Source organism: uncultured Shewanella sp. (genome assembly GCF_947491715.1).
GTDB lineage: Bacteria > Pseudomonadota > Gammaproteobacteria > Enterobacterales > Shewanellaceae > Shewanella.
Genome location: NZ_CANLKR010000026.1, coordinates 42513 through 54261 on the forward strand (window position 1 = coordinate 42513; position 11749 = coordinate 54261).

12 protein-coding genes are annotated in these 11749 nt (G+C 41.0%); 11 read left to right on the forward strand and 1 reads right to left on the reverse strand.

The window, feature by feature from the left end:
- Nucleotides 1-4: 4 nt before the first annotated feature.
- Complete coding sequence (locus Q0779_RS16675; protein ID WP_298774240.1) at nt 5-1732, forward strand: ATP-binding protein; 1728 nt, start codon at nt 5-7, stop codon at nt 1730-1732.
- Between the two features lie 16 nt (nt 1733-1748).
- Here the strand turns inward: Q0779_RS16675 and Q0779_RS16680 are convergent, their stop codons facing one another.
- A complete protein-coding gene (locus tag Q0779_RS16680) occupies nt 1749-2189 on the reverse strand; it encodes a hypothetical protein (RefSeq protein WP_298774242.1) in 441 nt (146 codons plus the stop codon).
- 292 nt (nt 2190-2481) lie between these two features.
- Between Q0779_RS16680 and ccoN the strand changes: the two genes are divergently transcribed.
- The 10 genes from ccoN to uspE all read left to right on the forward strand — a co-directional run bounded on the left by ccoN (nt 2482) and on the right by uspE (nt 11713).
- Nucleotides 2482-3918 (forward strand): cytochrome-c oxidase, cbb3-type subunit I, encoded by a 1437-nt coding sequence (gene ccoN / locus Q0779_RS16685; RefSeq protein WP_298774243.1) that lies wholly within the window; start codon nt 2482-2484, stop codon nt 3916-3918.
- A gap of 11 nt (nt 3919-3929) precedes the next feature.
- Nucleotides 3930-4544: a cytochrome-c oxidase, cbb3-type subunit II gene (gene ccoO, locus Q0779_RS16690; RefSeq protein WP_298774244.1), complete on the forward strand. Its 615-nt coding sequence runs from the start codon at nt 3930-3932 to the stop codon at nt 4542-4544.
- 10 nt (nt 4545-4554) lie between these two features.
- Nucleotides 4555-4740 (forward strand): cbb3-type cytochrome c oxidase subunit 3, encoded by a 186-nt coding sequence (locus Q0779_RS16695; protein ID WP_298774245.1) that lies wholly within the window; start codon nt 4555-4557, stop codon nt 4738-4740.
- Nucleotides 4741-4751: 11 nt separating this feature from the next.
- Nucleotides 4752-5720: a cytochrome-c oxidase, cbb3-type subunit III gene (gene ccoP / locus Q0779_RS16700; protein WP_298774287.1), complete on the forward strand. Its 969-nt coding sequence runs from the start codon at nt 4752-4754 to the stop codon at nt 5718-5720.
- A gap of 154 nt (nt 5721-5874) precedes the next feature.
- Nucleotides 5875-6354 (forward strand): FixH family protein, encoded by a 480-nt coding sequence (locus Q0779_RS16705; RefSeq protein WP_298774246.1) that lies wholly within the window; start codon nt 5875-5877, stop codon nt 6352-6354.
- Between the two features lies 1 nt (nt 6355).
- The gene (locus Q0779_RS16710) at nt 6356-8773 is read left to right on the forward strand and encodes a heavy metal translocating P-type ATPase (RefSeq protein WP_298774247.1); all 2418 of its coding nucleotides are present in this window, start codon (nt 6356-6358) and stop codon (nt 8771-8773) included.
- Nucleotides 8770-8979, forward strand: coding sequence for a cbb3-type cytochrome oxidase assembly protein CcoS (gene ccoS / locus Q0779_RS16715; protein WP_298774250.1), 210 nt, complete (start codon nt 8770-8772; stop codon nt 8977-8979). The genes Q0779_RS16710 and ccoS overlap by 4 nt, the downstream gene beginning before the upstream one ends.
- Complete coding sequence (locus Q0779_RS16720) at nt 8979-9707, forward strand: sulfite exporter TauE/SafE family protein (protein ID WP_298774251.1); 729 nt, start codon at nt 8979-8981, stop codon at nt 9705-9707. The genes ccoS and Q0779_RS16720 overlap by 1 nt, the downstream gene beginning before the upstream one ends.
- A gap of 226 nt (nt 9708-9933) precedes the next feature.
- Nucleotides 9934-10674: an FNR family transcription factor gene (locus tag Q0779_RS16725; RefSeq protein WP_298774252.1), complete on the forward strand. Its 741-nt coding sequence runs from the start codon at nt 9934-9936 to the stop codon at nt 10672-10674.
- Nucleotides 10675-10780: 106 nt separating this feature from the next.
- A complete protein-coding gene (uspE, locus tag Q0779_RS16730) occupies nt 10781-11713 on the forward strand; it encodes a universal stress protein UspE (RefSeq protein ID WP_298774253.1) in 933 nt (310 codons plus the stop codon).
- Nucleotides 11714-11749: the final 36 nt, after the last annotated feature.

An 11749-nucleotide genomic window follows, 5' to 3' on the forward strand; every position in this document is an offset into this window, starting at 1 on the left:
TAAAATGGATTTAGAAAAAAATAACGCATTACTGAATAAGAAAATTGCTCGAGAAAAAGCGGCAAGAAAAGCTGCCGAAAAATTATTAGAAGCAAAAAGTCTAGAGCTTTACAATGCAAATGTACAATTGCAAGAAGCCTTAAATAACGCAGAAATAAAGCTGGAACATGATTCAACATTACTCGCTTTTAAAGCCAAAATGGACAGCACCTTACTGCACTTTAGTCGGCAGTTTTTAACGCATTCTCCCACGCCTCAATTATTACAGACTCTTATCGACAAATTAGTTGATGAAGAATCAATATCAGGAATGCATATCCATATTAAGTTAAAAACCAATGACATTATTCATTTTGAGCATAGCTGCAGTGCCGGGCGCAAACAGACTTGGGCACTGCCTGATAGTGTGATCACCGAAAGCCCTTATTGGGATAAAAATAATCAATTATTTTGGGTGGCGTTAGACAATCAAGTCGATTCCTATATGGGGTGTCGGATCGCAGTGACAGAGAGCTGGTTAACACCAGTTCAAAAAATTTTATCCCTGATTGGTGAAACCCTTACCGCAGCACTCTTACGCCACCTGACTTTGATTGAAGAAGTCAATGCTAGAAAACAAGCAGAAGAATCAGAAAAAGCAACACAAAGCTTTTTAGCCATGATCAATCATGAACTCAGAACACCGTTAAATGGCTTGCTTGGTAGTGCTGAGTTATTGGCAGATACATCACTGGAAAATAATCAAAGAAAACTACTTTCAACCTTAAACAGCTCAGGAGAATTACTCAGAAATATCATTAACGATTTACTCGATTACAGTAAAATGAATGCGAATATGTTTGAGCTTATTGAAGGTGTGTTCAAGGTACAAGAAGTCGCCGATTTATTGCTGTCGATTTTTAATCATTCCACAGAAGATAAAAGGCTCAAATTTGTTGTTAATTGTACTGAGAATATTCCAATATGGCTCATTGGTGATGTCGATAGGATTAAACAGATCTGTGTCAATTTGATTGGTAACGCAATTAAATTCACCGAAAAAGGCAGTGTAAAGGTGGAGTTTGACTGGCAAGAAGATCATCTCATCTTTGCTGTTACCGATACAGGTTCTGGCATTCAAGCCTCCGATCTGGATAAATTATTCAAGCCGTTTAGTCAAATTGACTTATCCAGTAAAAAAGCCCATGAAGGCACCGGCTTAGGTCTGTCTATTTGCAAAAAGCTGTCTCAACTCATGGGAGGAGATATTCATGTCAGCAGTCAATTAGGTAAAGGCTCCACGTTCAGTGTCAAACTCCCCTTAGCGATTGCCAATAAACAAGATAAAAATCATCATCAGGAAAAAACAACCGACACCTCTTTACAAGGAATGAAAATTCTTGTCGTCGAAGACGTCAAAACAAACCAAATGATCATTAATTTGATGCTAAAAAAGCTCAAACTCACACCTCAATTTGCCGATAATGGCCTAGAGGCATTAGAACAACTCAAATCAGATAACTTTGACATTATTTTAATGGATTGTCGTATGCCTGTTATGGATGGCTTTACTGCAACAGAAGCCCTACGTCATCAAGGCTATAATAAGCCCATCATCGCCCTTACTGCGGGGACAACATCGACTGAGCGTGAACAATGTATCAAAGCAGGTATGGACGATATTTTATTCAAACCTTATAAGCTACAAGATATTCAAGATACATTGTGTCATTGGCGTCAATCTACATCATAATTTATACAGTCAAACTTTACTTTACATTATCCGCTAAAATGGCAAAAAGCACCTCATGATGTCGGCCTAAATAATTAAATGTTACAATGGCATTCCAAACCATATAACCACTACTGCAACTCCCATACAATAAATGACCAGAATAATCCTTATCACTTATTTGAGTCAGTCTTATCGGGATCACTCCCATAAACATATCTCTCCCTTCTAAACGCATAGTCACATTTTCCACAACTTGGTTAGTGGATAAGCTGAATTCAAAAGGGGTTTCGCTTGGGGCATCAGGCCTTGATAATATTAATGTCAACGCGACGGCAATATCATCAAGGCTTTTCTGACAACCAGATGTTTGGAAATGGCATACATCAGGATCAGGCTGAAAAGTCACCGTTGGATTTTCTTTATCCTTACAGGCTAACAACAAGAAACAAACTGTCGTAACAATAACCAATTTCATTAAAATATTATCAAACCTCGATGGTCATTTTTCATCTCAATTGATGAAATGGATAACATTCTATTGAGTAGCTTGATCCAGATCAACTTTTAACACCCCCTAATTCCTATCTTTTTTAACATGGCTACAGTATCATGAGCGCACCCTAAGGGCTAATTGTAAACCTTAGGTTACACTCTGGCATAATTGAAACTTTTTATTAACTTTTAAGTGTTAATTTTGTCATTTTTTACCGAATTGAGCTCGTCTCTATTCTCACAATAAATAATAAGTAATAAGCAGTGGAAGCAATATGATGAACCATTCCCAGCCTAAAGGCGCTGATTACAATTACACCGTCGTCAGACAGTTTGCCCTAACCACAGTGTTATGGGGAATTGTCGGCATGTCTGTCGGTGTGTTAATCGCAGCTCAGCTAATCTGGCCTCAGCTAAACTTTGAAACACCTTGGTTGACCTATAGTCGACTCCGCCCACTTCATACCAATGCCGTTATTTTTGCATTTGGTACCTCCGCGTTATTCGCAACCTCTTACTACATCGTACAACGTACCTGTCAAACGCGTTTATTTGCGCCAAGACTGGCCGCTTTTACGTTTTGGGGGTGGCAAGCCATTATTATCGCAGCAGTGATCACATTACCTTTAGGATACACGCAAGGTAAAGAATATGCTGAATTGGAATGGCCCATTGATATCGCCATTGCCATAGTATGGATTTCTTACGCTACGGTTTTCTTTGGCACCATTATTAAACGCACAACATCACATATTTATGTGGCCAACTGGTTTTTTGGTGCCTTCATCATTACAGTTGCAGTGCTTCACATAGTGAACTCTATGGCTGTCCCACTGACATTATGGAAATCTTATTCCTTATACAGTGGTGCCGTTGATGCGATGGTTCAGTGGTGGTATGGCCATAATGCCGTCGGGTTCTTACTGACAGCAGGCTTCTTAGGTATGATGTATTATTTTGTACCTAAACAAGCGGGTCGTCCTATCTACTCTTATCGTTTATCGATAGTGCATTTTTGGGCGTTAATTGCTTTATATATCTGGGCCGGCCCTCATCACCTTCACTATACTGCTCTACCCGATTGGACACAGTCACTTGGCATGGTGATGTCACTGATTTTATTTGCACCTTCTTGGGGCGGAATGATCAACGGTATTATGACCTTATCAGGTGCATGGCATAAACTCCGTACCGATCCCATTCTTCGCTTCTTAGTTGTCTCACTCTCTTTCTACGGAATGTCGACGTTTGAAGGGCCGATGATGGCCATTAAGACTGTCAATGCCCTGTCTCACTACACTGACTGGACCATTGGACACGTTCACTCTGGTGCATTAGGTTGGGTAGCCATGATCTCTATTGGTTCCTTGTATCACCTGATTCCTGTTTTGTTTAATCATGGTCGCATGTACAGCACGAGTTTAATCAATGTGCATTTCTGGTTAGCCACTATTGGCACCGTTTTATACATCGTTTCCATGTGGATTTCAGGTGTCATGCAAGGGTTAATGTGGCGTGCAGTGAATACTGATGGCACATTAACTTACAGCTTTGTTGAAAGTTTAGAAGCCTCTTATCCCTTCTATTTCGTGCGTTTCATCGGCGGCTGTTTCTTCTTAACGGGTATGCTCATCATGGCATATAACGTTATTCGAACGGTTAAGGCGCCTAAAGATTCTTTACCCGCCTTGGCTGAAGCCAAAGCTGTTTAAGGAGAGATTTGATGAAATTCAATCATGAACTCGTAGAGAAAAATATCGGTTTATTAGGTATTTTTACCGTGATAGCCATCAGTTTTGGTAGCCTTGTCGAAATTACACCGCTGTTATTTCAAAAGGATACCACTGAGCCGCTTGACGGACAGATCCCTTATACTGCGTTGCAAATAGAAGGTCGTGACATCTATGTCCGTGAAGGTTGTTATAACTGTCACAGTCAAATGATCCGTCCACTACGCGCGGAAACAGAACGTTATGGACATTACTCTGTTGCGGCAGAATCGGTTTGGGATCACCCCTTTCAGTGGGGTTCCAAACGTACGGGTCCAGATCTGGCTCGCGTTGGGGGTCGTTACAGTGATAAATGGCATGAAGTGCATTTAATTGATCCTCGTGCTGTGGTGCCCCAATCAAATATGCCTGGCTTTCCTTGGCTTGCAGAAAATACGTTAGATGGTGAATTAACCGGTAAGAAAATGAGTATCTTACGCAGTTTACACCCTAACGATGATATGTATACCGATGAAGAAATTGCCAATGCAAAACAAGCTGTTGAAGGTAAGACAGAGCTACAAGCTCTGATTGCTTACTTGCAATCGCTTGGACACGCATTGAAATAAGGAGCGAATAATGGATTACGGTACATTACAGGGGATAATTACTCTGGTTGTTATGTTGACCTTTGTTGGCATCTTTGCTTGGGCATACAGTTCACGTCAAAAGTCCGCTTTTGACGATGCTGCTAACCTTGTTTTCTCTGACGAAGAAACAATAAGTGAACCAAGCCAAGCGACAAACGCAGGGGAGCATAAGTAATGGCAGATGTAATGACAAACTTCTGGAGTTTGTGGGTTTGTATACTCACAACAGTGGTGATTTTAGGCTGTATCTTTTTATTGCGTGTGTGTACTAAAAACACCACAGGCGTAAAAGAAGGTGAGTCGATGGGTCACTCTTTTGATGGTATTGAAGAGCTTAATAATCCACTACCCAAGTGGTGGAGCTATATGTTCTACATTACTATTGTTTTCAGTGTAATTTATTTAATCCTTTACCCTGGTATGGGGAACTATAAAGGCTTATTCAACTGGTCTAGCGCTAACCAAAGTGTTCGTACTCTTGAAGAGTCAAAAGCTGCTGTTATCCAAGCAGCGAAAGAAGGACGTTGGGTACAGTACGATCAAGAAGTTAAGCATGCTGATGAACAATTTGGCCCTATTTTCCAAGCTTATGCCGATACGCCGCTTGAAGAATTAGTCAAAAATAAAGAAGCCCTTAAAGTTGGTGGTCGCCTTTTCTTGCAAAACTGTGCCATGTGTCATGGATCGGATGCGCGAGGCAGTAAAGGGTTCCCTAATTTGACCGATGACTCTTGGTTATATGGTGGTGATTTAGCCACCATTAAAACCACCATCATGAATGGCCGAAACGGTATGATGCCTCCTAAAGGCGGACTGCCAATAGAAGATAGTGAAATTAAAGGCTTAGCCGAATACGTGGTGAAGCTATCCGGTCGTGAACATGATGCTGCTCTGGCTGCACAAGGTCAAGGTTCTTTCATGAAAGGCTGTTTTGCTTGTCACGGAATGGATGGTTCGGGTAATAAATTCATGGGAGCACCTAATCTCACTGATAACGCTTGGTTATATGGTGGCAGTCGAGGTGCCATTGAACAAACCATTAAACACGGTCGCACCGGTGTGATGCCAGCGTGGAAAGAGGTATTGGGTGAGCAAAAGGTCCATGTGATCACCGCTTATGTTTACAGCTTGTCACATCAAGATGATAAAGAGTAACTAAGGCGCATTTTTATTTACGCCAAAGGATAAGGCCTTCGACATGACGTCGGGGGCTTTTTTTTAAGCAGCCGTTGTTATCAACATGCTGTTTTATTTGATATATATATTAATTATATCTTTGTTTTAACGTTATTTATAGAAGGATAGTATCATGTCATCACCACAAGCCTGGTATAAGCAGTTCTGGCCTTGGTTTCTTATTGTTTTACCTTTGTGTGCGGTTGTCGCGAGTATTAATCTCTTGATGCTGGCTATTGATAATAAAGATCCCTTAGTGTCGGATGACTATTATAAGGAAGGAAAAGCGATTAATTTAGATTTACGTAAAATTAAGCAAGCACAAAAATTAGGCATGAACTATGCCCTTAGATTTGATGATGAATATGTTGAAATTAAGCAAGAAGGTGGCGAGCAGTATTTAGCAGCCTTAAGTGTCGGCTTTTTTCACCCTACTATTGCCTCAAAAGATTTCAGTGAAATAGTGACTCCCGATGCGAATGGTATTTACCGTATTGAACTTAAACAAAATATTTCAGGCCCTTGGGAAGTCAGATTAGAAGGTTATGATCAATCATGGCGCATTCAAAAACGCTTAACCTTGGTTGATGATTCTGACTATTGGTTGAATTAATATGACGACACAGACTCGCTGTTTTCACTGTGGTGAAGCCGTATTATCAGGCAAGCCGTTATATACCCGTATTCAACATAACGATGAAGCCATGTGCTGTCTTGGTTGCCAAGCTGTATCCCAAGCCATTGTTGACGCGGGTCTGTTAAACTATTACCAATTTAGAACAAAGCTTGGTACATCACAACAAAGTTTGATCCCCACCGAACTTGCTCAATTTAGTGCGTATGATTTAGAAGAAGTACAAGAAGAATTTGTTTATCAACAAAATCAATTGAAACAAGTCTCTTTGACCATTGAGGGGATCACTTGCGCCGCCTGTACTTGGCTCATTGAACATAAACTCAAACAACTTACTGGTATTAAAAGTGTTTCAGTCAACTCCACCACAGAGCGAGCGCTTATATCTTGGGATCCTAAGCTGCTACAGTTAAGCGATATTTTAAACCAAATCACGTATATTGGTTATCAAGCTTATCCATTTCAAATCGATGAACAAGAAGTTAACACCCAAAAAGAGAGTCGACAGTTTTTACTGCGCATAGGGCTAGCTGGTTTTGCCACTATGCAAGTGATGATGTTTGCCCTCGCCTTGTATTCTGGTTTTTTTACCGATTTAGACAATGAGTTTAGAGATTATTTTCGTTGGGTGAGCATGCTATTTGCCGCACCAGTTGTCTTTTATTCTGCTCAACCTTTTTATTTTAGCGCCATTCGTGCACTACTCATTGGTCGCGTGAATATGGATGTCTCTGTTAGCATCGCCATTTGTGGTGCTTACGTAGCCAGTTGCATTGAAACGATTAATGGCAGCGGCGAAGTCTATTTTGAATCTGTCTCCATGTTCACCTTTTTCTTATTGCTTGGGCGGTATTTTGAGCAACATGCTCGGCAAAAAGCCTCGGTCAATGCCAGTAATTTGCACAAGCTCACACCACTTACCGCCAATAAGGTGAGTGATAATATAGTGACAGAAATTCCGGCTAAAAAATTAATATTAGGTGATATCATTTTAATAAAACCGGGTGAAGTTGTCGCAGCAGATGGCAAGGTTACCAGCGGAAGCAGTAGTATTAATGAGTCCATGTTAACGGGTGAGTCCCTCCCTGTCATCAAAAAAAGAGATAGTCATGTTTTTGCTGGCACCATTAATATAGATCACCCTCTACACGTTGAAGTCACAGCGATTGGCCAAGCACAATTAGTTGCTGACATTATTCGTCTACAAGAAGTCGCCAGTAACAATAAGCCCAAAATCGCTTTATATGCCGATATGTTTTCAAATTATTTCACTGCAGGCGTATTAATCCTTGCTGGATTCAGTTATCTCTTTTGGTCCTTTTATTCGCCCAGTGATGCGTTTTGGATCACGCTTTCTGTATTAGTAGCAACTTGCCCATGTGCCTTAGCTTTAGCGACGCCAACTGCCATTACCTGCAGCACGTCAATATTGACTCGAATGGGGATCATTAGTCGAAACAGTGATGCACTAGAAAAACTACCGCTCATCGAACATGTGGTCTTTGATAAAACGGGTACCTTAACTTGTGGCACATTTTCTATTGATTCTGTAACACTGATTAACCAAGAAGACAGTACTATCCCCTCTTATGAAAAAGAAGATATTTTACACATTGCAGCGGCATTAGAAGCTCATTCATTACACCCTATTGCTTCTGCGTTTCGACCTTTTCAGCAACAGAATATTATCGCGAGTCAATGTGAAAACACAGTGGGTCTGGGTATTTCTGGGTCCATCAATGGTAAGTATTTCAAATTAGGCAGTGCTGAATTTGTAGGTGCTCAACAAGAGTCAAAGACGTTAGAAACAGGCCAAACTATCTGGCTGAGTAAAAATCATCGGCTGGTGGCATCTATTGTCCTGAGTGACACCTTACGAATTGATGCAATCGACACCATCAAACAATTGAAGCTTCTAGGTTGCAAAGTCAGTATGGCCACTGGCGCTGATGGCCCACAGGTAAAGGTACTTGCAGAAAAATTAAATATTACGGATGTGCATCAAGGATTAAAGCCTGAGCAAAAATTGAAGTTAGTGCGCAAGTTTCAACAAGGAGCTCATGTCGCCATGTTTGGCGATGGAGTCAATGATGCGCCGGTATTAGCGGGCGCCAATATGTCCATTGCAATGGGCAGCGGCGCGGCAATCACTAAAAGCAGTGCTGATTTGATCCTGTTAGGCGATCATCTTTCTCGTTTTAATGATGCCATCAAGGTGGCTAAAAAAACCAAAACCATTATTCAACAAAATTTACTTTGGGCATTGGGTTATAATGTCCTCATTATTCCGCTTGCATTATCGGGCCACCTCCTTCCCTATGTGGCAGCTCTTGGTATGTCAGCCAGCTCCCTGATTGTTGTGTTTAACAGTTTGCGATTATTAAAGGCTAAAGTATGAGTATTATTTATGTGTTAATTCCCATTGCGATTATTTTTGTTATTATTGCGATATGCGTCTTTTTTTGGGCTGTACGTTCCGATCAATTTGACGATCTAGAAAAACAAAGTGTATCGATCTTATTTGATGATGAGCCGACTAAAGTACACTCAGAGCACGATGATATCATTCAATCCCTTAAAAACATCGAGGGAGAAAAGACTTAATGAATGAGTATGGTATTGCCGCTGCTTTCATCGTCGGACTCATGGGAGCGGCCCATTGTGTCGGAATGTGTGCTGGTATTGTCGGAGCACTGTCTAGCCAACAAGCCAAACATAACACCTTAAGCGGTTCACTCAATCATCGCAAACCATCTAGCTCACCTTTTGCGAGGCAATTAAGCCTTGTATTAAGTTATAACTTGGGGCGGATCGGCAGTTATACCCTTGCAGGTGCTGTTGTTGGTGGATTTTCCAGTGGCCTTGGATTGCTCTTTAATATTGATGCATACCTGCTCTTTTTACGCGCCATTGCAGGCTTGATGATGGTAGCCACTGGGCTTTATATTGCTCAGTTTTGGACTGGCGTGATGAAAGTGGAATATATCGGAAAATTTATTTGGCGAGGATTAGCACCCATTGCACAGAAATTTATTCCTGTTCAGACTCCGCCTCAAGCTATTATTGCTGGAGTGCTTTGGGGCTGGCTGCCCTGCGGATTAGTCTATAGCACGTTAACATGGTCTGTTGCCGCCAATTCAGCCCTTGAAGGCGGGCTTATTATGCTGGCTTTTGGGCTTGGTACCTTGCCGGCTTTACTGAGTATGGGGATGGCGGCAAAACAACTCAGTTATTGGGTTCAACAAAAATCAGTCCGAAGACTCAGTGGGATCATACTCATGGTATTTGGTGCACAGACCTTATATATCGCTTTGGCACAATATCTTCATTAGTTTCTTCATTAATTGTCCTGCTTTCAAATTCTTTGCACGTCTACCAATGTCTATTTCCCTAGAGTAACTGAAGGTTCTACCTTTGGTTACTCTAGGCTAGCTTTAGGATACTTCCCTATTTTTCATTATGCTTACTTTTGAAGCGATCAATATCACACTATCCTTATAAAAAGTAGGGTATTATGGAATAATGATGTTCAATGATAAAATTTACGGATGTAAGTTAATGAAAACTGCCAATAATCAAGCCTGTCGAAAAGCCACATCGACCTTACATTGCCATGATTGTAGTATGGCTGAATTGTGTATTCCTTTTAGCTTAAATCATCAAGAACTCGATTTACTTGACAATATTATTGAACGTAAAAAGCCCATTCAAAAGGGCGAACAGATCATAAAAGCAGGAGAGCCTTTACGGTCTTTATATGCTTTACGTTCAGGTACATTAAAAAGCTACACCATAACAGAACAAGGTGACGAACAAATCACAGGATTTCATCTTGCAGGCGATGTCATCGGTTTCGATAGTATTTATTCAGGTATTCATCAAAGTTTTTCACAAGCACTCGAAACAGCGATGGTCTGTGAAATCCCCTATTCGACCTTAGATACATTATCGGGTACGCTACCTAAACTGAGACAGCAAGTGATGCGATTAATGAGCAATGAGATCCAAAGCGATCAAGAAATGATTTTATTGCTCAGTAAGAAAAATGCCGAGGAACGCTTAGCCACCTTTTTAAGTCAGCTTGCTCGACGTTTTAGCGAACGTGGCTTTTCTCAAAAAGCCTATCGTCTAGTTATGACAAGAGGTGATATTGGTAATTATCTTGGCTTAACTGTTGAGACGATCAGCCGTCTCCTTGGCCGCTTCCAAAAAGCCAATATGCTTCAAGTCCAAGGAAAAGATATCTCAATCATAGATTTCGATGCACTCAATAAACTTGCTGGAGACAATAAAAGATAAGATAAAGCACGCAGAAAATGGATCTCAAGCTTAGCTTTATCTACAGTAATATCATTCAAACTCGATTTAATCACGCTATGACAGCGCAGCTTAGGAGGAAAATATCATGACGGAATATCAAAAACTTCTCGTCGTTATCGATCCAACCACGGATACTCAAGTCGCGCTGGCAAGAGCGCTTGAACTTTCTACCCCTAATTCAGCCAGTATTACTGTTTTTCTCTCTATTTACGATTTTTCCTATGAAATGACCTCCATTGTCTCTCATCAAGAGAGAGAAGCAATGAGAGCTGGGGTGATCAGCCAACGTAAAGCTTGGTTAGAAGGTATACTGACGCAATATCATCAAGAAGGGATCACAATTAACACCAATGTGGTTTGGCATAATCGTCCTTTTGAAAGCATTATTCTTTATGCTATTCAAGGACAATATGATCTTATCGTAAAAGGCACCCATGAACACGACAAATTTAAATCGGTGATTTTCACTCCTACCGATTGGCATTTAATGCGTAAAGCCCCTATTCCTGTATTATTGGTAAAAGATCATGATTGGCCTGTTCAGGGAAAAATTTTATGCGCAATTAATGTCGGCTCTGAAGATGAGGCTCATCAAGCGCTGAATAATAAAATTATTGAACATGCCAACCAGCTAGCTGCGCAATTTAATGCTCAAGTCCATCTCGTCAATGGTTATCCAGGCACACCGGTCAATCTGGCAATAGAATTGCCGGATTTTGACAGTTATGCTTATACTGAGACTCTACGTATGCAGCATGAACAAAGAGTTCATTTCCTTGCCAGTCATCATGCCATCGCAACGGATTGTTGCCATGTTGTCGAAGGGTTAGCTGAAGATGTGATCCCCGATATTGCTAAGCAAATTGATGCCGAGTTGGTCATATTAGGCACCGTCGGGCGAACAGGCTTTTCAGCGGCCCTGATTGGTAATACGGCGGAACATGTCATTGATAGCTTAAATTGTGATTTATTAGCCATTAAGCCAGATGGTTATCGCTCACCTTTAGCGGATGATTAAATAACGCGCCGAGAAGGGCTTTCCCCCTCTATAAAG

Bases quoted from the DNA above. Each gene is read 5' to 3' on its own strand.
- Q0779_RS16675 (WP_298774240.1), top strand. From the start codon at position 5: ATGGATTTAGAAAAAAATAACGCATTACTGAATAAGAAAATTGCTCGA.
- Q0779_RS16680 (WP_298774242.1), bottom strand. From the start codon at position 2,189: ATGAAATTGGTTATTGTTACGACAGTTTGTTTCTTGTTGTTAGCCTGT.
- ccoP (WP_298774287.1), top strand. From the start codon at position 4,752: ATGACAAACTTCTGGAGTTTGTGGGTTTGTATACTCACAACAGTGGTG.
- Q0779_RS16725 (WP_298774252.1), top strand. From the start codon at position 9,934: ATGAAAACTGCCAATAATCAAGCCTGTCGAAAAGCCACATCGACCTTA.
- Q0779_RS16695 (WP_298774245.1), top strand. From the start codon at position 4,555: ATGGATTACGGTACATTACAGGGGATAATTACTCTGGTTGTTATGTTG.
- Q0779_RS16705 (WP_298774246.1), top strand. From the start codon at position 5,875: ATGTCATCACCACAAGCCTGGTATAAGCAGTTCTGGCCTTGGTTTCTT.
- ccoO (WP_298774244.1), top strand. From the start codon at position 3,930: ATGAAATTCAATCATGAACTCGTAGAGAAAAATATCGGTTTATTAGGT.
- uspE (WP_298774253.1), top strand. From the start codon at position 10,781: ATGACGGAATATCAAAAACTTCTCGTCGTTATCGATCCAACCACGGAT.
- ccoS (WP_298774250.1), top strand. From the start codon at position 8,770: ATGAGTATTATTTATGTGTTAATTCCCATTGCGATTATTTTTGTTATT.
- Q0779_RS16710 (WP_298774247.1), top strand. From the start codon at position 6,356: ATGACGACACAGACTCGCTGTTTTCACTGTGGTGAAGCCGTATTATCA.
- Q0779_RS16720 (WP_298774251.1), top strand. From the start codon at position 8,979: ATGAATGAGTATGGTATTGCCGCTGCTTTCATCGTCGGACTCATGGGA.
- ccoN (WP_298774243.1), top strand. From the start codon at position 2,482: ATGATGAACCATTCCCAGCCTAAAGGCGCTGATTACAATTACACCGTC.